Origin of the sequence: Rhodopila sp., from assembly GCF_965276935.1 — a bacterium.
In the GTDB taxonomy this organism is placed as follows: Bacteria; Pseudomonadota; Alphaproteobacteria; order Acetobacterales; family Acetobacteraceae; genus Rhodopila.
The window spans coordinates 475,624-497,723 of record NZ_CBDIBS010000004.1 but is presented as its reverse complement, the minus strand read 5'-3'; the positions used below and the strand labels follow the sequence as shown (position 1 = coordinate 497,723).

Annotated in this window: 16 protein-coding genes; 7 read left to right on the top strand and 9 right to left on the bottom strand. The window is 56.8% G+C overall.

The genetic code is table 11. The annotated features are described in order from the left end of the window. Positions 1–4 precede the first annotated feature (4 nt). Both queF and queG read left to right on the top strand, forming a co-directional pair. Entirely contained in the window at positions 5–469 is a 465-nt protein-coding gene (queF, locus tag ACQY4S_RS18630; RefSeq protein WP_428486719.1) for a preQ(1) synthase, read from the top strand. Between the two features lie 100 nt (positions 470–569). Next, on the top strand, positions 570–1,589 hold the full coding sequence (gene queG, locus ACQY4S_RS18625; RefSeq protein WP_428488456.1) for a tRNA epoxyqueuosine(34) reductase QueG: 1,020 nt from the start codon (positions 570–572) through the stop codon (positions 1,587–1,589). A 37-nt stretch (positions 1,590–1,626) separates the two neighbouring features. Here queG and rsmI read toward each other — a convergent pair whose 3' ends face one another. Further along, positions 1,627–2,538 carry a 16S rRNA (cytidine(1402)-2'-O)-methyltransferase gene (gene rsmI, locus ACQY4S_RS18620; RefSeq protein WP_428486718.1) on the bottom strand — a complete coding sequence of 304 codons (912 nt, stop codon included), beginning with the start codon at positions 2,536–2,538 and terminating at the stop codon, positions 1,627–1,629. Between rsmI and ACQY4S_RS18615 the strand changes: the two genes are divergently transcribed. Then, positions 2,523–3,785: a penicillin-binding protein activator gene (locus tag ACQY4S_RS18615; RefSeq protein ID WP_428486717.1), complete on the top strand. Its 1,263-nt coding sequence runs from the start codon at positions 2,523–2,525 to the stop codon at positions 3,783–3,785. The two genes, rsmI and ACQY4S_RS18615, sit on opposite strands and share 16 nt — an antisense overlap. Before the next feature lie 43 nt (positions 3,786–3,828). Here the strand turns inward: ACQY4S_RS18615 and trpS are convergent, their stop codons facing one another. The 4 genes from trpS to tsaD form a co-directional block, all read right to left on the bottom strand. Continuing rightward, positions 3,829–4,821, bottom strand: coding sequence for a tryptophan--tRNA ligase (gene trpS / locus ACQY4S_RS18610; RefSeq protein WP_428486716.1), 993 nt, complete (start codon positions 4,819–4,821; stop codon positions 3,829–3,831). Positions 4,822–4,824: 3 nt separating this feature from the next. Further along, positions 4,825–6,402, bottom strand: coding sequence for a murein biosynthesis integral membrane protein MurJ (murJ, locus tag ACQY4S_RS18605; RefSeq protein WP_428486715.1), 1,578 nt, complete (start codon positions 6,400–6,402; stop codon positions 4,825–4,827). A gap of 253 nt (positions 6,403–6,655) precedes the next feature. After that, positions 6,656–7,474 carry a 23S rRNA (adenine(2030)-N(6))-methyltransferase RlmJ gene (locus ACQY4S_RS18600; protein ID WP_428486714.1) on the bottom strand — a complete coding sequence of 273 codons (819 nt, stop codon included), beginning with the start codon at positions 7,472–7,474 and terminating at the stop codon, positions 6,656–6,658. After that, a complete protein-coding gene (tsaD, locus tag ACQY4S_RS18595) occupies positions 7,471–8,532 on the bottom strand; it encodes a tRNA (adenosine(37)-N6)-threonylcarbamoyltransferase complex transferase subunit TsaD (RefSeq protein WP_428486713.1) in 1,062 nt (353 codons plus the stop codon). The genes ACQY4S_RS18600 and tsaD overlap by 4 nt, the downstream gene beginning before the upstream one ends. On the opposite strand from tsaD, the gene ACQY4S_RS18590 reads away from it, so the two are divergent. The 3 genes from ACQY4S_RS18590 to ACQY4S_RS18580 are packed head-to-tail and all read left to right on the top strand — an operon-like array spanning position 8,513 to position 11,567. Then, positions 8,513–9,331, top strand: coding sequence for a uroporphyrinogen-III synthase (locus ACQY4S_RS18590; protein ID WP_428486712.1), 819 nt, complete (start codon positions 8,513–8,515; stop codon positions 9,329–9,331). The two genes, tsaD and ACQY4S_RS18590, sit on opposite strands and share 20 nt — an antisense overlap. After that, entirely contained in the window at positions 9,268–10,290 is a 1,023-nt protein-coding gene (locus ACQY4S_RS18585) for a COG4223 family protein (protein ID WP_428486711.1), read from the top strand. The genes ACQY4S_RS18590 and ACQY4S_RS18585 overlap by 64 nt, the downstream gene beginning before the upstream one ends. Further along, positions 10,290–11,567, top strand: a complete 1,278-nt coding sequence (locus ACQY4S_RS18580; RefSeq protein WP_428486710.1) for a heme biosynthesis HemY N-terminal domain-containing protein — start codon at positions 10,290–10,292, stop codon at positions 11,565–11,567. Before ACQY4S_RS18585 ends, ACQY4S_RS18580 begins: the two co-directional genes overlap by 1 nt. Here the strand turns inward: ACQY4S_RS18580 and ACQY4S_RS18575 are convergent. The 4 genes from ACQY4S_RS18575 to mnmG all read right to left on the bottom strand — a co-directional run bounded on the left by ACQY4S_RS18575 (position 11,550) and on the right by mnmG (position 19,628). Then, on the bottom strand, positions 11,550–12,059 hold the full coding sequence (locus ACQY4S_RS18575; protein ID WP_428486709.1) for a M23 family metallopeptidase: 510 nt from the start codon (positions 12,057–12,059) through the stop codon (positions 11,550–11,552). The genes ACQY4S_RS18580 and ACQY4S_RS18575 overlap by 18 nt on opposite strands. Before the next feature lie 211 nt (positions 12,060–12,270). Next, a complete protein-coding gene (locus ACQY4S_RS18570) occupies positions 12,271–15,087 on the bottom strand; it encodes a [protein-PII] uridylyltransferase (protein WP_428486708.1) in 2,817 nt (938 codons plus the stop codon). Between the two features lie 10 nt (positions 15,088–15,097). Beyond that, positions 15,098–17,758 (bottom strand): DNA mismatch repair protein MutS, encoded by a 2,661-nt coding sequence (mutS, locus tag ACQY4S_RS18565; protein ID WP_428486707.1) that lies wholly within the window; start codon positions 17,756–17,758, stop codon positions 15,098–15,100. Next, positions 17,751–19,628 carry a tRNA uridine-5-carboxymethylaminomethyl(34) synthesis enzyme MnmG gene (mnmG, locus tag ACQY4S_RS18560; protein ID WP_428486706.1) on the bottom strand — a complete coding sequence of 626 codons (1,878 nt, stop codon included), beginning with the start codon at positions 19,626–19,628 and terminating at the stop codon, positions 17,751–17,753. The genes mutS and mnmG overlap by 8 nt, the downstream gene beginning before the upstream one ends. Between mnmG and ACQY4S_RS18555 the strand changes: the two genes are divergently transcribed. Then, entirely contained in the window at positions 19,587–22,052 is a 2,466-nt protein-coding gene (locus ACQY4S_RS18555; RefSeq protein WP_428486705.1) for an NADP-dependent malic enzyme, read from the top strand. The two genes, mnmG and ACQY4S_RS18555, sit on opposite strands and share 42 nt — an antisense overlap. Positions 22,053–22,100 lie beyond the last annotated feature (48 nt).

Genomic DNA, 22,100 nt, shown 5'->3' with positions numbered 1-22,100 from the left:
TCATATGAAAGAACAAGATGCCCCCCGTTTAAAGCAACTTGGGAAGTCCACGCCACAACCAACTACTCCAGATCAATCTGAACTTGAGCGCATTGTGAACCCCGCAAGCGGATTGCGTTACATTGTCCGCTTCACTTGTCCTGAGTTTACCTCCCTCTGCCCGATTACTGGCCAACCTGATTTCGCACATCTTGTCGTTGATTACATACCAGACAACTGGATTGTTGAAAGTAAATCTCTCAAGCTGTTTTTAAACTCGTATCGAAATCATGGTGCCTTTCATGAAGCCTGCGCAATGGAAATCTCTGGCAGGCTGGTAGGAGTTCTGAATCCTGTCTGGCTAAGGCTAGGGGCATACTGGTATCCAAGAGGGGGAATACCCATCGATATTTTTTGGCAAACGGGTTTACCACCGTCAGAGGTATGGGTGCCGCCGCAGGATGTTCCTAATTACCGTGGCAGAGGCTAACCTTCAATGCTGCACCCTGGCGATACCGACCAAAAGACATTAGACAGCCAGCTTGGCTTGAAAAGAAGCACCCGTGACAGGACAAGCTGATCCACGGGCGATGATACGCACTCATGCATTCGCAATCGGATTCGACGCCGTCGGCTTTGCGCCTGCACGCCTTGGGTCGGAAGCACGAGACCGACTCGTAGCGTTCGTACAAGCCGGCTACCATGGGGACATGGGTTGGCTTGCATCCAGGATCGACGAAAGAAGCGACCCACAAATCCTTTGGCCTGCCGCTCGTAGTGTGATCGTTGTTGGATTTTCCTATGCGCCTGCGACTGATCCGCTTGAAGTCTTGTCCAAACCCAGCCAGGGTGCAATCTCGGTTTATGCAAGACATCGAGATTATCATGCTCTTATCAAAGGAAAGTTGAAGCATCTCGGGCAGTTTATTGCTTCACGGTTTTCATGTGAGTTTAAGGTCTTTGTCGATACGGCGCCTGTTATGGAAAAGCCTTTAGCGCAGAGCGCCGGTCTCGGCTGGCAAGGGAAGCATACTAACCTTGTATCACGATCATATGGCTCATGGCTTTTTCTTGGCGAAGTTTATACGAATCTGGAAATTGAGCCAGATCAAGCCGCCTCAAACCATTGCGGCTCTTGCTCACGCTGCCTTGACATCTGTCCCACCCACGCCTTTCCAGCACCATACCAACTTGAAGCGACACGGTGCATCTCGTATCTGACAATCGAACATCATGGCTCAATACCCCACGAACTCCGACCTCTGATAGGCAATCGTATTTACGGCTGTGACGACTGCTTGGCTGTCTGTCCATGGAACCGATTCGCCTCGGCCACTTCCCACGAACAGATCATAGCGCGTGCGGACCTTACCGCGCCACATCTGGCTCGCCTGTCGGCGTTGACTGAAGAAACGTTCCGAACAACCTTTACTGGCTCGCCCATCAAACGAATCGGACGAGATCGATTCATTCGAAACGTTCTCATAGCAATCGGTAACTCACGGGATCGAACACTCCGAGTGCAGGCGGCTTCACTCCGATCTGATCCCAATTTGGTCGTAGCCGATGCTGCACAGTGGGCGTGTGACCAACTTGATGCATTGCCGTAAGGCTGATCCGATAGAACTGCCACGATTAAGAAGTGAATTACCACTCTGAAGTTTTGGATACCTCATTCATCAACTCCAACGCCCGGCTGTAAACGAGCCGCTTGGGTAGTCCAGTGGCGGTACTCACCATAGCAGCAGCATCCTTAACCGTTTGAGAGGCCAGAGCATCGCGTAGCCGTTCGTCGAGATTCTCAGGATCTTTATCCTCGGGAGGCCCAAGAACCACGGTCAGCTCACCCTTGGGAGCCTGGCGCTCGAAGCAAGCAGAAAGTTTGTCTAATCGACCCCGCTCAACCGTTTCGAAGCGCTTTGTCAGTTCTCGAGCCACGGCACTGGATCGGTTCCCAAAGATGTCGCGTAAGTCGGTCAACGTCTCAAGCAGCCGGTGCGGCGCCTCATGCCAAATGAGTGTTGCGTCTAGTCCGGCACGCTCTGCGGCGCGTAGCCCGCTAAACATCGCTCGGCGCGCGGCTTTTTTGGGGGGTGGAAAACCAAGGAACATGAAGGGTAGGGGCGGCAGTCCAGACAGCGTCAGTGCTGTCACCGCCGCGTTCGGTCCAGGGACAGCTGTCACCGCAATTCGGCTTTCTATTACGGCGCGAACCAACCTGTACCCGGGATCAGATACAAGCGGCGTGCCAGCGTCGGATACCAGACCAACCGTTTGCCCACGCCGCAGCCTATCTAAAATTTCAGGAATTCGGACGTCCTCGTTGTGATCATGCAGAGCCTCTGTCCGCGCGCGGATGCCAAGCGCCGACAGCAGCATGCCGGTCCGGCGCGTGTCCTCACAGAGAACGAGGTCGCACAATTGAAGAGTGGTTCGTGCTCGCTCTGTGACATCTCCAAGGTTGCCGATCGGGGTGGAAACAAGCACAAGGCCAGATAACGAGTCGGACTGGCCGTCTCGAAGGTCTGCTGGAGACGCGGCCGATGCTGCAACGGGCATTCCTACTCCTTGTCTGCACCCTCACCGTCACAGGCTGTGCGGATCAGTATTCTGGACGATACGGATCTGGCTCTCAATTTGGCACTGGTAACCCGCAGCAGCTAGATTTGGCGGGCGCCGGTCCACAAGTGTCAGCGCGGAAAGTCGCGATTCTGCTTCCATTGACAGGTGCGCGCGCGGATTTGGGTGTGGTTCTGGAGCAGGCAGCACAACTTGCCCTTCCAGCGGGTAGTAACTCCAATCTGGATATTATTGACACTGCTGGGACTGCTGGCGGGGCGGTCTTGGCGGCTCAAGCAGCGTTGAGGAACGGTGACAAGGTCATATTGGGTCCCCTTACATCGGTGGAAACGGCAGCCGTTGCCCCCATAGCGCGATCAGCCGGAGTTAACGTTCTCGCGTTCACAAACGATACTTCTCAATCGCAATCCGGAATCTGGACGATTGGGGTGACGCCTGACCAGCAAATTCGACGATTGGTTGCCGCTGCCCTGGGGCAAGGAAAGACCCAATTTGCCGCTCTGCTGCCAGACACGGATTTTGGCCGAGCCATGGCTAACGCGTTGAAAAAAGCCACGGGTGCTAACGGCCTATCGCCACCCACTGTGCACATGCATGCACCTGGCATGGGATCCATCACCTCAGCGGCGCGAGATCTATCCGATTACGCTAATCGCCGGGGTCCAATTGATGCGAAGGTTAAGGCCGCCCGTGCTATGGGGACTGCCGAAGGAAGGCGCGAAGCGCAGGAACTTCTCAAGACGCCCATCCCTCCACCGAAATTCAACGTCCTTCTTCTGGCCGATACGGGTGACGATCTCCGGGAGATAGCGGCAGTTCTACCATACTATGATGTCGATCGCTCCGCCGTTCAGGTTGTAGGACCCGCGCTATGGTCATCTGCCGCGAGCGGGTCGAGTTCAATTTTAGGCGCATGGTACGCAGCACCGGATAGCAATGCGCGGGCGAATTTTGAACAGGATTATGCGGTAAAATATGGTGTTCCGCCGCCACCTCTTGCTGACCTTGCCTTCGATGCAGCTTCAATTGCTCGAGTAATTGTCGCGCCACAGGGCGTTGACCTTGTCGCGCTAACGCAACCGGCCGGGTTTGTGGGCGCCGACGGCTGGCTTGCCTTCTTGCCTGATGGCCAAGTCAGGCGTGGGCTGGCTGTCTTTCGCGTGGAAAGTGCTGGTTCGACCATGATTGAGCCTGCTCCTCAATCTTCTGGTACGCCCGGATTGTAGTACCCGTCAGCATGGCTGATGCTCGCACTTTTTAGCGAGGTCTTTACATGAAACCTACAATCCGCTCAACTTCGGCGACAATGGGGTCAGCAATTGCGGCTGCCCGTTCAGCACCAGTCTTAAGAACGCGGATGATCAACCCTTTATCATTTAGATGCCGACGCGTCTCGGAGGCGATTGGAGATAGTTTTTCGACAAGCAGTTCGATAAGTGCAGCCTTAAATGGCCCAAAGCCCATACCTCCATAATTGGTCAGAACGGTAGCATGATCGGCGTCTAGCAAAGCGGCAAATATGCCAATTAGATTTCGCGCCTCAGGTCGCTCTTCTAAGTCGGCCAGGTTACTTGGTATCGGAAGTGAATCCGTCTTCGCCCGCCTAATCTTTAAGGCGATCATGTCGGGATCATCAGTCAGATTAATGCGACTTTGATCAGAAGTATCAGATTTGGACATTTTTCGTGTTCCATCTCGCAGGCTCATCACGCGTGCGGCTGGTCCAAGCACGAGAGGCTCAATATTCGGGAAAAAATTCATTCCATAGTCATGGTTGAATTTCTTGGCTATATCGTTTGCCAGCTCAAGGTGCTGTCTTTGATCGTCGCCCACTGGAACACGGGTAGCGTGGTAGGCGTGGATATCGGCAGCCATTAGATTTGGATAAACATACAGGCCGGAGGATGCATTCTCCCTGTCCTTTCCGGCCTTATCCTTGAACTGTGTCATTCGGTTAAGCCAGCCAACACGAGCTATACAGTTAAAGATCCAACCAAGCTGAACGTGGGCCCGAACGGCAGATTGCGGAAAAAGAATATGCTCAGATGGATTCACGCCGCACGCCAGCAGGGCAGCCGTCATTTCAAGCGTCTGCTGCCGCAGCGCCACTGGATCCTGCCACACCGTGATGGCGTGAAGATCGACAACACACCACAGGCACTCATGATCCGCCTGCAGCCTGACCCAGTTGCGAATTGCTCCGAGGTAGTTGCCAAGGGTCGGAATTCCAGAGGGTGCGATGCCGGAAAAGACGCGCTGCATGCACTAGGTCTCAATTGTTGGAACGGAAGTAATGGCCGATCCATCGGTTCTGCGCAAGCGACGCCGGAACATCATGCTGGTGACATCCCGAAGCCTATATGCGCCAAAGGCTTGCGCAGCCGCGGCGTATGTAACCATTCCCCCGATAATGAGGCCGACAAGCGATATCATCCTGAATATGCCGTGCGATTCCATACCAAAGAGCATGTGACGCATTACCAAAAGAACTAATCCCATAGTCACTGAGGCCGCGATCATCCCGCCGACCCTTCGCTGGAGTTGTTGGTCGGGGCGGAGATGGCCACGCCGCATCAGAACAGCCGCCAGCCCAGTGACGTTGCAGATGGCGGCAATACTTGTCGCCAGTGCTGGGCCCACATGTGCAAGCGGAACCATGAACGCAACATTGAGACAAAGGTTTAGCACCACGCAGGCAGACCCTATTTTGACCGGGCCGCTCGTATCGCCTCGTGCGAAAAAGGCAGGTGCAAGTACTTTTATAAGCACGAAAGCCGGCAATCCAAATGCATAGGCCGCAAGGCACTGCGATGAAAATAGCACGCTTTCTGGGGTAAATTCGCCACGACCAAACAAGACCAAGACAATGGGATAGCAGCAGATCATAAGAGCCAGGGCAGCCGGCAGTGTCAGAAAAAGCGCGTATTCCATGGCACGGTTTAACGTGCTGATCGCGGCTAAAGCCTCGCCTGCACGTACTTGGCGCGACAGCAGGGGAAGGAGTGCGGTTCCGACAGCGGTTCCGATGACACCAAGCGGAAGCTGTTGAACTCGATCAGCGAAATAAAGTACCGATACTGTCCCAGCAGGAAGTAAACTGGAGATGATGACATCAACAGCCAGGTTGAGCTGTGTAACGCCAGCTCCCAAAATGCCTGGGGCCATACGGCGCATCAACAGCCGCATTTGCGGCGTAAGCCGTGGCCAAGGAATGGCTAGTGCCATTCCACTTCGGCGCACCGCCAACATGAGAAGCCCGAGTTGCGCCACACCCGAAAGCGTGACTCCCCAGGACAACGCGTGACCGATGGTCGGAACATAGGGTGTAAGCCAGATCATGCACCCAATGGAAATGATATTGAACAGGACATATGAGGCTGAGGCAGCCGTAAAGCGATCAAAGCCATTCAAAACGCCAGACACCAGAGCCGCCAGACAGATTAGAATCAAATACGGAAATGTTATACGCGACAAATCTATGGCAAGCTCAAACTTCGCCGGATCGGCTGCGAAGCCTGGTGCCAAAACAAGCATTAATTGCGGCATAAAAATTTCGCCACCGATTGTCATGATTCCTAACCAGAAGGTCATCACCGCAAGCGCTTCCTCAGCGAATCGCTTGGCCGACGCCAAACCTTCGGTTTGTAGTAAACCTGAAAAGGCCGGAATGAATGCTGCGTTGAACGCACCTTCACCAAATAAACGACGAAACAGATTTGGCAACTTTAGCGCAACAAAAAATGCATCCGCTATCGGCCCTGTTCCGATCAATGCCGCAATCAACATATCTCGTCCAAAGCCCAGCATGCGGCTGACAAGCGTCCAGCCACCGACAGTCAGCATACCCCTCAGCATGATCTCTTCTCTAACCAGATATCAAGATCGGAGTGAGATTGTAGCAAGCGAGGCCGCCATAAGCCGTCATGCCACGCACTGGTGTTACTGATCATCACGTCAAGGTCGCAACAGAAGCTGCATGATTAGGTCACACGATGCGAATTTTCCGCCGAGAGGAGATAGCCTTGACATATTTGCATGTCCCGCTAATCCGACGATACACCTCAGACCGTGAGGAACTACGCCAGGCACCTGCACGTCACTCATCAGCTATCCGATAAACATTCGTCCTGGACTCGTTTTCGGTTGAGCTAAGATCGTCAAGGACAGCATTTCCAATTAAGCGAGCCCGATCATCAAACTGAAACGGTGGGTTTACCACCAGAAGACCACACCCGTTTAACCGGCTCCGGTCAAACGGTTTGCTAATACGAATTTCAATAGCGATGATATCTCTTATGGGAAGAGCCTGCATATTAGCCATGAAGCTTCGAACGGCGGAAAGCTGCTTAATTGGATACCAAGCAGCGAAAATGCCTCGGGCGAAGCGGCGATACCCTCGGAACAAACCATCCGCAAGACTAGAGAACTCATCTCGACTCTCAAACGGAGGATCAATAAAAACCAGCCCACGCTTCTCTTTTGGGGGGAGTAGCGCTCCAAGCGCTTCCCAGCCGGATCGCTGATGCACGGTGACCTGCGCATCATTGTGAAACGCCTGCCGGAGAAGCTCGACTTCTTCTGCCCCCACATCACAGCAGCTGATATGGTCAACAGGGCGCAGCAAGGCTCGTAACAGCAGCGGAGATCCCGGGTAGAGACCCAGCGATTCGACCAATCCTAGGTATCGGCGAAGCTCAGGTGACTGTCTCTGCAGCAAAACGTAGATTCCCTTGTCAGCTTCACCGGTTTGTCGTGCCTGTTTAGAATTTAGGTCATATCTACCAGCTCCAGCATGCGTATCGAGTACATAGAACGGCGCTGGCTTGCGAGCCAAAGCTTCGATCAGCGCGACCAACAGCGCATGTTTGAAGCAGTCAGCGAAGTTACCCGCGTGATAAACGTGACGGTAGTTCATGCCAAAATGGATTGGTCGTTCAGCGTTTCCAGCGGCCATCTCGGCTGCGCGTCCAGGGACAAGTCATCAATCAAGCCAGCCCGCAACCGCTCTATCCCGGCCCAGGCAACCATCACCGCGTTATCCGAGCATAGCCTGACAGGAGGCGCTAACATCTGGAAGCCCGAATCCTTGGCCGCGCGAGCCAACGTTGATCTTAGCCGTGCGTTTGCGGCGACGCCCCCGGCAACCACCATTAAATGCGCGTTTGGATAGGCATTCTGCATCATTCTTGCCGCGTTGGCAGCTCGATCCGCAAGCACGTCGACCATGGCTCGTTGAAAACTTGCGGCTATGTCAGCGGCCTGTTCCCTGCCAAGCGCATTTTTTCCCAGGCGTGCAACTGCTTGAGCCACCGCAGTCTTTAACCCAGAAAAACTGAAGTCGCATCCAGGACGTCTGAGCATTGGCCGGGGAAACGGAAACCTGGCGGGATCACCTTCCTCAGCTAGCACTTCAAGGGCTGGGCCACCCGGCCACCCTAGTCCCAAAAGTTTAGCAACTTTATCGAACGCTTCCCCAGCCGCATCGTCGATCGTCCCTCCCAACCGCACATGGCGTCCAACACCGGTTACTGCGATGCATTGGGAATGGCCACCGGACAGCAACAACAGCAGGTAGGGAAAGGCTGCTCCACCGTCAGCCAAACCAGGAATTCGGGCACTAAGGGCATGAGCCTCCAGGTGATTAATTGCTATGAAGGGTAATCGATGAGCTATTGCGATGCCCTTTCCAAACTGCGTCCCAATAATTAGGCCGCCAATCAACCCAGGGCCGGCCGTCGCTGCAATTCCGCCTAAGCCGGCCGAGTCGACGCCGGCATGCGTGAGAACCTGCCGAACGAGTTCAGGAAGGTAGTGCAAGTGGGCCCGAGCCGCGACTTCAGGCACCACACCTCCAAAGGGTCTATGTTCGGACAGTTGGCTAAGGACTGCCTCTGCCAACACCCGCCCATCGGCTCCCATAACCGCGGCAGCCGTCTCGTCGCAGGAAGTTTCAATGCCTAGCACCGGCTTCATGGTTGCCTTCCCGCTGGCAAACTCTAGATGGTCAAGTTATTGCTCATATCAGAATATGTGTCACATCATCGATCCCAAGTCGTTTGACAAGAGCGGTGCGTTGGCCGTTGTGCTGATAACAAGACCAGAGCCAGGCGCGAGCAAGACTGCGGCTCGAGTAGCCGCGCTTGGCTTTACGCCGGTGGTTGCTCCCGTGATGTCTATCCAACAGGTGGGTAAGACGGCTCAAGTTCCGCATGGAATCCAGGCTACCATACTCACGAGTCGGAGTGCCTTGGCAGCAATTCCGGCCGCATGCCATGATCTCCTCATGTTTGCAGTCGGAGATGTGACGGCAGCGTTAGCTAGAGGGGCCGGGTTCAAGCACGTCATGACGGCTGGTGGAGACGCGACTGCTCTTGCCGACCTTGTCTCCAAGACGATTGCCACCACCAAAGGCAGCCTGTTTCTGCCGACTGGATTTCGCCAAGGGCTTGATCTGGCCACCAACCTCCGAAATCGCGGATTTCGGGTCGTTCGACATGTCGTATATCGGGCAAGAGGCGTCTCAATCTTGCCGACCGAGGCTGAAATCAACCTAAAACTCTGCCATGTGAGAGTGATCATGTTTTTTTCGGCGGAGACAGCACGCCATTTCGTTCGCCTTTTGCGGGCAGCTAGCCTCGATGAGGCCGTACATGATGTCGAAGCAGTGACTATCAGCAGGCGATCAACCGTGGCATTAGGAGACCTTACGTGGCGCCGTATAAGTGTCGCCTCGAAGCCAAACCAGGATGCGATGCTGGCCTTGCTGAAATGACCAAACAAACGAGTTTTCCGTCATCTGACGAGCCGACCGTGCAGGCAGATATGCCACCGATCGCCGAACGGCCGAACCAACCGCACCTGTTTCCATGGTTGTACGGCTTAGGCTTTCTGTTTTTAACCATGGCAATCTTGTATGTGTGGCGGTACCCGAATATGCCACCTGAAACGCCCGGCTGGCAGCCTGAAGTTCTTGCTGTCCAGCAAAAACTGGCAGCTGTCGACTCGCGACTTGGTCGTCTCGAGCAGCAACCGAATCCACCATCCGCAGCGGATCTTGGGAAACTTTCAGCTCGGCTCGATGCGCTTGAAGCGCGCATATCCTCTCAAGCGCAGCTAGCGACTCATGTTGACCTTCTGTCAAGCCGGATAGAATCATTGTCTGCCCGCGACCAGTCCAGCCTTGATGCGACTAAGCAACAACTCGAGAAGACGGTTGGTGAAGTCTCCACTTTGGAAAAAGCTGCGGACAGGATTGATGCCGTTTCTGCGCGGGTTGGCCGTATTGCCCGCCTACAGGCGGCAACATTAGCCCTGGCAGCGGGACAGCCTCTAGGGAATTTGCCCGATGCGCCGCCGGCACTGTCTCGATATGCTGAAGCTGCGCCACCAACGGAGGCTCAGCTTCGCCTTGCCTTTCCGCAGGTGGAGCGTGCCGCGCTGGCTGCGAACCAGCCCAGCAACAGCAGCGCGCCGTTCATTGAGCGAACCTGGGAACGGGCGGAGGATCTCGTGACCATTCGCCGCGGCAATGACGTTGTTGTCGGTAATGCACCGGTGATTGCGATCACTCGCGCCAGAACTGCGCTCGAGGCGGGCGATTTAACCGCTGCCGTCAATGCGATATCCAGCGGAAATCCAATGGTTGTAAGAGCCGCGGGCGAATGGCTGGCACAGGCCAAAGCGCTAATTGAGGCCCGATCAGCGCTCGCAGACATCGCGGCGCACGCCTGATGCGGACGGTTGTTCTCTTTTTAATTATCGGCACAACTGTTGTTGCTGCGGCGTGGAGCTTGGGCAACCTGCCCGGACATGTCAGTGCATCGATTGGTTCGATTACGATCGAAACCTCTGCCTCGCTTGCAATTTTGGTGATAGTTTTGCTCCTCGTCGTTATCGTCATTCTACTGCGTCTGCTCGGCGGCATTGCCGCTCTGCCAAAGGCCGGAGCAGGCTGGCGGCGTCGGCACCGCCTCAGGCTGGGTGAGAGAGCGATCACGCGCGTACTTGTTGCACTGGCAGCCGGTGAGCAAACGGTTGCCCGAAAGGAAGCCCGCCGTGCTCGTCAACTGATAGGCGAGTCGCCGCAAACGCTGCTACTCATCGCGGAAGCTGGTCGATTGTCCGGCAGAGAAGATGAAGCCGAAGAAGCCTTTCGGGCACTGACGACCCATGAAGACGGAAAGTTCCTCGGCTTTCGCGGCCTGCTGCGACAGGCTGTTGATCGTCATGACTGGGGTAAAGCCGAGGCGATTGCTCGTGAAGCCGAAGCAGCTTATCCTGGAACGACTTGGTTGCGGCAACAAAGGGCTGAGCTTGCAATTCAGACCGATAATTGGGCGGAGGCAGCAGAACTAAGCAATCCTAGTGGCCCTCGCGCTGCCTATTACATTGCTGCTGCCGATGCTGAAGCTGACCCGGCTCGCTCACTCAGGTTTGCGAGACAAGCATGGAAGGCTGAGCCTGCTTTCGCCCCAGCCGTATTATCCTTTGCTCGTCGGCAGCGTGCTTCGGGACATGAAAGGCGGGCCCAATCCGCCATTGCCAATGCGTGGAAACTAGCGCCTCATCCCGATTTAGCGGACTTTGCTCTAGCGCGTGATAGCGATGGCCTTGCGCGTTTTCAGTCGGCCAAACGCTTGGCTGCAAACAATCCTTCGCACCCGGAGAGTCGACTTCTCTTAGGCAAAGTGGCGATCGAGGCCGGATTGCCCGAGGAAGCGCGGCATCAGGCTGATGCAGCGCAAGCTGATGGGCTAAACGAGCGACGCCTTTGGCTCTTGATCGCGGATATCGAGGAACAGGAACGCGGCGATACCGAGGAAGGCAGAAAAGCTCAGCGTGATGCACTCCGCCGTGCCGCGGCCGCCGATCCAGATCCCACTTGGCGTTGCACGAACTGTCGTGCGGAATATGTCATCTGGTCGGCCAAATGTACATCATGCGGTGCGGTTGGCACGTTGCGGTGGCAAGCGGAAGCACAGCCGGCAGCGTTACCTGTTGTTGCCTAAGTTCGCAAATTTAGTGTCGTTTGACCAAAACGGGCGTTGAGCAAACAACCGCGTCGGTGCAATTCGTGAGTCTGACGCTGTGGGCGCCGGACTGCCACACGGTTTCACAGCAAAATAGGGAGCTGGATTGACTGGGCGTCCGTTGATAATCATCCCAAAGTATAGATGCGGACCATAACTAACCCCTGTGCGGCCGACAGTCGCAAGTCGTTCTCCTCCGTAAATCGTTTGCCGTCCTTCTGCGATCTCAGGTGCAATCAATCCTAGGTGGCTATAAACGCCAATGGAGCCATCATGCTGAATGAGAACTTCTAAGCCCCCGACACCATGCTTTTGGATCCTGATGACCACGCCCGGTGCGACTGCCACAACTGGGGTGCGGTCGGGTGCCGGTAAATCAATACCATTGTGGAAAGTCCCCGCAAGTGGTCGATTGGGAAGAATGCGAGGTCCGAACGGCGAGGAAATGCAAGGCGAGGTCACTGGAGCCATAATTGGGAAACCTGGCGCGGGACGCGCTGTAGCATGAAGCGGTAATGATGCGGCCAATCCTAAAGTGGCTGAAAGAGCAAATCTGGCTACGCAACATGTGTGATGAAGGCTTGCAGGCATTTCCGGAACCATAATCATTATGAAATCAAGTTGACAGAACGACCGAAGCAAATCGGCTCTTGGTGGTGACCTAAAGCGCCAATGTCTACCATTAGCTGACTGCTGCTTGTTTCTGCTTACGTTTTGCTACAATTGTAGGCGGAGGCAATATTTCGTCATTATTCATAAGTGCTTGCAGGAGCGAGGCTCTCAATTGATTAAGCTTCCGCTCGTTTTCAATTTTGAGGCCAAACACGTCCTTTACATAGAATACGTCTACGGCTCGGACACCGTATGTGGTCACATGAGCCGATGCAATTTGCAGACCTTCGTCACTTATTGCCGCCGTGACATCGTGCAATAGGCCTGGACGATCGCGACCATTGACCTCAAGGACCGTATGCGTGTTCGAGGCCCGGTTATCAATCACCACTCGGGGCGGCGCATGGATAGCCTGCATACGTCGTCCCAGCAGAATTTTTGATAACTTCCTGATTTCTGTTGCGATACGCAAATGACCTGACAGTGATTGCTCGATCAGGACTGATAGCCGAGCAAGCCTGTGCGGTGCGTCAAAGGTACCTCCAGCGGCGTCCTGAACCCAAAATGTATCCAGTGCCATGCCATTGGTCATGGTGTGAATTCGTGCGTCAACAATCGAGGCGCCCGCGATAGCGAGCGCTCCTGATATCTTGCTGAACAAGCCTGCATGGTCAGCACAATAAACAGTCACCTCGGTTACGGCGCGAGCTGGCAGTGGTTGAGTGTCGACTGTGAGAGGCGATTGCCGATTTTCCGCGTCACGAATCAGACGAGCATGGCGCGCATGAGTTTCCGGATCAAAAGACAGCCAGTACCCACCATAGCCAAGGTGTGTAAAGTGCTCTCTTTCGGCTTCTGTCCACTCCAGTAGAAGCGCTTCAACGGCCTGCTTAGCCTGAGCAACCCGAACATCGCGTTCGGTTGTAGCCAGACCGCCGGCCAGAACCTCGGCTACGCGCGTGTAAAGTTCACGTAAAAGCGTTGCTTTCCAACCGTTCCAGACCTTGCTCGATACCGCGCGCATATCGGCGACGGTCAGAATGAGCAGCAGGCGTAATCGTTCGGGTGATTGGATGGTGTCAGCCAAATCAAGAATGGTTTTTGGATCATCAATGTCTCGCTTAAATGCCGTGGCACTCAATAGTAAATGGTGCAGCACTAGCCAGGATACCGTCTCAGTCTCCTCGTCCGTCAGGCCAAGCAGTGGCCCAATTTCTAAGGCCACTTCAGCACCCAACTCGGAATGATCGCCGCCGCGACCTTTGGCGATATCATGCAACAACGTTGCAAGGTAAAGGGAGCGGCGCGACTGAACATGATCCACTAGCTCCGACGCAACGGGGGCGATGTCAGCGAGTTCTCCCCGCTCAAGCGTATTCAAGATGCGGATCGCCTCGATTGTGTGCTCATCGACGGTAAATATATGATAGGTATCAAATTGCATCTGGCCGACGATCCGCGCCCAGTCCCGCATGTAGCGGCCCAAAAACCCGGTCTCATTCAAAATGCTTAGCCATTGCGCCCCATCTGGATTTGGCCCTCCAGGGCAGTGACGATCCGGCTCTTTGCCACATAGAAGATCCATAAAAATGTTCGCCGCCTTCGGATCCGTGCGGAGCGATATCGCTCGTCGCGCGTTTTGTATGAAGGACCGTAGGGCAAGAGGATGCAATTCTAGTCCTCGGTCGCGTGCAATTTGCAGGATGCGCAGCATTTGGATTGGCTCGGCATCAAAATCCCGTCCGCCTACGGGAAGCAACTTACCCTCCGCCAGCACAAAACCGGCTAAAAGCAATGCATTATCGGTCTCGGCCTCGATGGCTGGGGGTCCGAGCGCGGATCGCAATATCGCTGGTTCCAAAATCCGGGTTAGCCTGGCAATCTCACGCGCTGTAAGAAAGTAATGGCGCATGAACCGCTCGACGCCATCCTGCCGACCATGTCGCGTGTAACCCATCCGCGCACCCACGACGGGTTGCAAATCGAAGGTTAGACGCTCCTCGGCGCGGCCAGCTACGTAATGCAGATGAAACCGGACGGTCCACAGAAATTCCCACGCCCGCCTGCCATGCCGCGCCTCCATTTGCGTAAGAATGCCGCCCAGGTCGGCCAGTTCGCCCATCGTCTGGGTGTCGAAAACGTAGCGCGCGATCCAGTAAAGCGTTTGCAGGTCACGAAGTCCTCCACGACCTTCCTTAACGTTTGGTTCAACCACAAATGGGCTGTCACCATAACGCCGATGGCGCACTGCACGCTCAGCTTGCTTGGCCGCGATGTAATCGGCGGCGCCAGCCTCCTTGCATGCCATCCTGAACCGTCGATGGAAGTCTGCGAATAACAATTTGTCACCGGTCAGGAACCGAGCATCCAACAACGCTGTCCGGATTGTCGTGTCCTTCGATCCCTCAACCAGGCAATCATCAATGGCTCTGGTGGCATGTCCAACCTTCAACCCAAGGTCCCAAAGAAAATACAACATGTACTCGACGACCCGAAGCGTCTCCGGCGACGGGTGAGGGGCAGTCAGAAATAGCAGATCAATGTCGCTGAACGGCGCGAGGACACCACGTCCATATCCGCCGGTCGCGGCAATACTTAAGCTTTCGACTGGTCCGAGGTCCGCATGACGCGTCGCATGATCGAAGAGAGCCGACACAACTCCGTCGATTAGCGCACCCAGAAGTCGCGCCGCCTGCAATCCAGTTATCTGCTCATGCTCAAACGCATGCTGAACATATGACTGAATTCGTGCCAAATGACGCCGAAACGCTCCCACCGCGGCATCTCGGCGAATGCCGCCGCTCTCCTGGACCAAGCCGGCCAGCGTGTCGGACAACAAGTTCGTGGCCGCCTCAGGGGCACGCGGTAGTGGGATGGGAGTTAGCATCCGATCAACCCTATACCGTGGACTTATGCATACAAGCGGCGGCAATGGACTTCAGGTGATACAAAGCGTCCAAAGCCTGTTTCGGCGACAATGTATCAGGGTGTATGTCGCTCAGTGCCTGGCACAGAAGGCCTGAATCCTCCATGCCGGAGGCCGGGTCATTTTGGCTTGTCGCCATAGCGAACAGAGGCAACGCTTGAATCGAAGTCGATTGACCAAGTGCTCCCCCATGCTTTTCCATGGCGACCATCAATGAGGCAGCGCGCCGCACCACCGGTGCCGGTACTCCGGCCAGTTCCGCGACATGCACACCCCAGGACCGCCGCGCCGCGCCCTCGGCGACTTCATGCAGGAACACCACACTGCCCTTCCATTCCTTCACCCGCATGGTATGCGGCCGTAACCTGGGCAATCTATCTGCGAGACCAGTAAGCTCATGAAAATGCGTCGCAAAAATAGTGCGGCAGCGTATCGCTGAATGCAGAGCTTCGAGTACAGCCCAGGCAATCGCAAGGCCATCCAGGGTGGAGGTGCCACGGCCAATCTCATCGACGACCACCAGGGACTTTGGTCCCGCTTGATGCAGTATCGCGGCTGTCTCCGTCATTTCGACCATGAAGGTGGACCGCCCACGCGCGAGATCATCCGCGGCACCCACACGACTGAACAATCGATCGACAATGCCAACGGCGGCTGATTCTGCCGGCAACGGCAAGCCCGCCTGTGCCAGAACAACGAATAACGCACTTTGCCGTAGAAATGTCGACTTCCCCGCCATATTTGGGCCGGTCAGCAGCATCATTCGCCGATCGGTCGATAGATCACAATGGTTTGGAACGAAGCCGCCCTGGCCGGCAAGCGCGGTCTCCACGACGGGATGACGCCCGGACTTTATCAGGAAGTCGTCCGCGTCGGTGATCAAAGGACGAACCCAGGATCCCCCTTCCGCAAGACGCGCAGTGGATTGTGTTACGTCCAGGAAGGAAAGGGCCTCTGCACACGCCGCTAAAGCGTCACATTGCTCCAGCACTTGACGGACCAGATGAGCAAACACCGTCCGCTCACGCACCGCGGCCCGTTCCCCGGCTTCCCGGATGCGCTGGTCGAGATTCGAAAGTTCCGGCTCAGTGAAGCGAGCGCCGCTCGCCATACCTTGTCGCAAGGTTAATTCAGGAAAGCCCCGCAACTTCTCCACCGCCGCGCCAGCAGCTTCGATGACATAGCCAAGCTGCGCATGATGCTTGATCTTGAGGCTCGCAACTCCATAGCGCTGCGCGTAGTCGAGTTGTAGCGTGATCAGCGCTCGGCGGCTATCATCCCGCAGCGCGCGGTATGCATCCAGTTCGCCATCAAAACCAGGCTGTATTGCGCCGCCTTCTTCCAGGCGAGTCGGCGGAGGATCCGTCAGTGCCCGCGTCAGTTCACCCGCGAGGGTCAGCCCAGAAGGAACAGCGGCACGTGCCTCCGCTAGCGCCTGGGGAAGTGGATCATGTAAGATGCTGGCGGCGGCGGTGGCGGCGTTCAGCCCATCCCTGATAGCGGCAAGATCTCGCGGCCCGCCCCGGTTCAGCGACAGGCGTCCTAGCGCACGGGCTATATCCGGCGCTGTTTTGATGGCGGCTCTTAGCCGATTTGTCGCATCCGGATTGGCAACACACCACGACCATCCATCCTGTCGTGCAATGATCGCGTCCTTGTCCGTTAGCGGTGCCGAAAGCCAGTTGCTTAACAAACGAGCACCCGCCGCCGTCAGGGTTCGACGCACGACCGCTAGCAGCGTATGCCGCGTGCCGCCATCGCGCGATCGGTGGATCTCTAGGCTTGTCCGGGTGGCGGCATCCATCGCCAGTAGCCCGGACTGTCCTAGAGGCTCCGGACGACCAAGCCGTGGCAGCGCGCCGGATTGTGTGCCGCGGACATAATCCAGTGCCACCGCTGCGGCGATGGCCTCTCCGTCGCCAAATGTCCCAAACGCGTCGAGGCTGACCGTGCCGAATGCCTCGGCCAGACGACGCCTGGCTATCAACGGTGGTGACGGAGCCGGCTCGGGTGAACGAACCGCTGTCCAGTCACCCAGATCAAGGCCGTCCGGAGCAAGAATCTCCGCCGGCTCCAGGCGCCCCAGCAAGGATGGCAGGTCGACTAAGGCAACGCTGCATGTTTCGAATAGGCCCGTGGAAACGTCGATCCAGGCCGCACCAAGCTCGCCGGCCTCCAGCGCCAGGGCAACCAGGAGGTTTGGCCGGCCAGCCTCTAGCAAAGCGTCCTCGATAATCGTGCCGGGCGTGATCACCCGGACAACCGTTCGCTTTATCGGTATCTTTCCGCTGCGGCTTTTGGGGTCTTCCATCTGTTCGGCGATCGCGACACGGAAACCGCGGCGGATCAGTCGTGCAAGATATACCTCCGAGGCATGGTGCGGGACACCACACATCGGGATTGGCGATCCATTATGCTCGCCGCGATGTGTAAGAGCGATGTCGAGTGCGGCGGCGGCGGCTTCGGCATCGGCAAAGAACAGTTCGTAGAAATCACCCATGCGGAAAAACAGCAGCGCGTCGGGGTGATCAGCCTTCGCCGCGAACCACTGCGCCATCGCGGGCGTAGCGCCGGCAGCGGGAGGGACGGATGTAGCAATGCTAAGGTGTGAAGTCACCGGCAGATCACGCATCCGCGCGACCGAGACGAAAATCTTCACGTTTACGAAGATACGCTGCGATCGACGCCAGTGCTGCCGGCGTCATGCCCTGGACGCGAGATGCAGCGCCCAATGAAGGCGGCCGAATGCGGTTCAGCGTTTCACGTATTTCGTTTGACAGACCGCCGATATCCTCAAACAGGATATCGTCCAGCGCCACACCATCTTCTCGCTGGCTCAGCCGAAGTTCGCTTTGCTGTCGATGGAGATAGCCCGCATATCGTGCATCCGTCCGAAGCTGATCGGCTGCCCGAGGTGGAAGCTGCTCCAGCCAGGAAAACACATTGCACAAATCCTGCCAGCCGATCGCCTCGTTTCCCGCCAAATCCAGAACCGATCGCCAGCGCCCATCCGGGGGTGGCCGAACACCCAGGCAGCCCATCGCCGCAGCCGGAAGTCCGTCCTGACGGCCCCGTTCCAAGGCCTCGATGAGTGCGTTCTGATGGACTGAAAAGGCAGCCCGCCGCGCCGACCCAACGCATCCCCATTCAATTGCTTTGGCAGTCAGGCGGATGTCAGCATTATCAGCTCGCAGGCTAAGCCGGAATTCGGCCCGCGAGGTAAACATTCGATAAGGCTCGGTCACACCTTGCGTCGTGAGATCGTCCACTAAAACACCAATGTAGGCTTCGGTCCGACTCAGCGACACGGGCTTCCCGCCGCTCGCAAGGCGCGCGGCATTAAGGCCGGCCAGCAATCCCTGTGCCGCGGCCTCCTCGTAACCGGTCGTGCCGTTGACTTGGCCGGCGAGAAACAGACCCGGAACGGCGCGCAATTCCAGGCCGGCTGTCAGCGATCGAGGATCAATATAATCGTATTCCACCGCATACCCTGGTCGAACGAGCCGAGCGTGTTCCAGGCCGGGAATCGTCTTAAGGAAATCGCGCTGAACGTCCTCTGGAAGGCTGGTGGAAATTCCGTTTGGGTACACGAGGGGATCGTCGAGCCCCTCTGGCTCCAGAAATATGGTGTGGTTTTTCCGCGAGGGAAATCGGACAACCTTGTCCTCAATCGAGGGACAGTAACGTGGACCTTTGCCGCCGATCTGTCCGGAATAAACCGCGGAGCGATGAATGTTGGCCCGAATGACAGCGTGCGTCGCTTCAGTCGTGGCGGTCACGCGGCAGTCGACTTGCCGGTTCGCCAGCCGCCTGGTCATTGTGCTGAACGGTTCTGGCTGCTCGTCGCCTGGGTCGGCGCGCATGGCTTCCCAATCTACTGTGCGGCGGTCGAGCCGCGGTGGCGTTCCCGTCTTCAGACGCCCCAGCGGCAGACCGAGATGGCCGAGTTTCTGCGCCAAACCAACCGAGGGTGCTTCTCCGACGCGTCCAGCCGCTGTTTGTTGATTGCCAATGTGAATGATCCCACGCAGAAAGGTGCCGGCCGTCAGAACGGCAGCACCACAGCCGATTCGCCTACCATCGCCACAGATAATGGCCATTAGCCGACCGTCTGGCCCGATCTCCAGATCTTCTACCGCCGCTGCCTGAACCGAGAGACCCTCTGTGGCCTCCAGCAAATCACGGATCGCTCGGCGGTACAGCATGCGATCCGCCTGCGCGCGAGGTCCTCTCACCGCCGGTCCTTTGCTCCGGTTAAGCAGCTTGAAGTGAATCCCGGCAAGGTCAGCGGCGCGTCCCATGATGCCGTCGAGGGCATCAATCTCCCGCACCAGATGACCTTTGCCAATCCCACCGATCGATGGGTTGCAGGACATCTCGCCAATGGTGTGCAAGGCGTGGGTCAGCAGCAGCGTTCGCGCCCCCATGCGTGCCGCCGCGGCGGTGGCTTCACAGCCCGCATGTCCCCCGCCAATGACAATCACATCAAATCGGTTGGTCATCGGCAGCCTTTTGCCACAGAACAGTCCTCACTTGCCATGCCTCAACCGAAACCTCTTCCGTCCCTGGCGAAGCACGCCCATGATGGCGTGAGCAGCACCGTTCAGGAACGCTGGTTAAAGCAAAAGGGGAGGCTCGCTATGGCCGATAGCGTCGGCGATACAAGAACTGCGCGGATTTCAGCCGAGGAGGCGCTGGCGATGCATGCCAGCGGCCGGCCGGGGAAACTGGAAATCCGGATCAGTAAGCCGATCACCACGGCCCGTGACCTGTCGCTTGCATACTCACCAGGCGTTGCTGAGCCATGCCTTCACATCGCACGGGACCCGGCGCTGGCGTATGACTACACCACCAAAGGCAACATGGTTGCGGTCATATCCAACGGAACCGCCGTCCTGGGTCTCGGCAATCTGGGCGCTGTCGCCTCAAAGCCCGTGATGGAGGGCAAAGTCGCGCTGTTCAAACGTTTTGCTGATGTCGATGGTATCGATCTTGAGATCGGCACCGAGGATGTCGATGAATTTGTCAATGCGGTGCGCTTTCTCGGCCCAGGCTTCGGCGGAATTAATCTTGAGGATATCAAGGCACCTGAATGCTTTGTCATCGAGCAGCGTTTGCGCGAGTTAATGGATATCCCGGTATTTCATGACGATCAGCATGGCACGGCGATCGTCGCCGCCGCTGGGCTGATCAACGCCTGTCACCTGACCGGACGCAATCTTCGCGACACCAAGTTGGTGGTCAATGGCGCCGGCGCCGCGGCAATTGCGTGTGTCGAATTGCTCAAGGCGATGGGTGTGCGCCCGCAGCACGTGATCCTTTGCGACACTAAAGGGGTCGTCTACCAGGGCCGTACCGAAGGTATGAATCAGTGGAAATCAGCCCACGCCGCCAACACCCGCGCACGTACGCTCGCGCAGGCGATGGAGGGAACCGATGCATTCTTTGGTCTATCCGTAAAAGGCGCGTTGACCCAGGCAATGGTCGCATCCATGGCCGACAAGCCAATCATCTTTGCGATGGCAAATCCGGATCCTGAAATCACGCCGGAAGAGGCGCGAGAGGTGAATCCCGGTGTGATCATTGCCACCGGCCGCAGCGATTACCCAAATCAGGTCAACAATGTTCTTGGATTTCCTTACATCTTTCGCGGTGCGCTGGATGTGCGGGCCAGCACGATTAACGACGCCATGAAGATCGCGGCCGCCGAGGCCTTGGCGACCTTGGCCCGCGAGGACGTGCCAGACGAGGTCCACTCCGCATCGGCCGGCCGCCGTCTTGCCTTTGGACCTGACTACATCATCCCGAACGCTTTCGATCCGCGGTTGATCACGCGCCTGCCACCTGCGGTCGCGAAAGCCGCAATCGATTCAGGCGTCGCACGTAAGCTCATCGAAGATTTGCGTCGCTACGCGCGCAGCCTGTCGGGGCGGCTGGACCCAACCGCCGATGCTTTGGATGCCACGATGGATATGGTTCGGGAAAACCCGCGTCGTGTGGTATTTGCGGAAGGCGAGGAACAAAAAATCGTCCGCGCCGCTGTGGCATTTCGTAATGCTGGATACGGCCGGCCCATCCTGATCGGGCGTGAAGACCGAGTTCAGGCAACCATGGCCGGACTCGGCCTTGGCGAGATTGAAGGAATTGAGATCCACAATGCCCGTTTGTCGGGCGCCAATCAGAAATATGTCGACTATCTTTATGCTAGGCTACAACGGCGTGGCTTTTTGCGGCGTGATGTGCAGCGCATGGTTAATCAGGACCGAAATGTGTTCGCCGCCTGCCTGGTCGCAACAGGTGATGCGGATGCCATGGTCACAGGGCTTACCCGCTCTGCCTCTGTTTGCCTGCACGACATCGGCCACGCAATCAGCCCTGCCGCGGGTGCCATCCCCTTTGGCTTGACCTTGCTTGTCGGGATGCGCGGCAAAACGATCTTCCTGGCTGATACGTTAGTGAACTTCCGACCAGATGCGACGCAGTTGGCTAACATTGTCATCGGTGCGGCGGCTGCGGCGCGGCATCTTGGCCATGAGCCGCGCGTCGCTCTTTTGTCGCACTCGACCTTTGGTGATCCGCCGCATGACCGCGCGGTACCCATGCGGGATGCGGTCGCGATCCTTGATCAGCGAAAGGTGGATTTCGAGTACGACGGCGAGATGAGCCCGGACGTTGCGCTGGAACCTTCAATTCGGGCGTTGTATCCCTTCTGTCGGCTGACTGCGGATGCCAACGTGCTTGTTGTTCCCGAGCTTCATTCCGCCCATATCACAGCTCGCCTCGCCCATCATCTCGGCGGTGGTACGACGATCGGGCCCCTGCTGATTGGGATGGAAAGGCCGGTGCAGATCGTGCCAATGGATGCATCATCTAGCCAGATTGTGGATCTCGCCTGTCTGGCTGCCTATCAAGCTATCGCGCAGTAAGTTCTGGTGGAACAGTATAATGCCAGCCAACCGCAAGCTGGAGCGCCC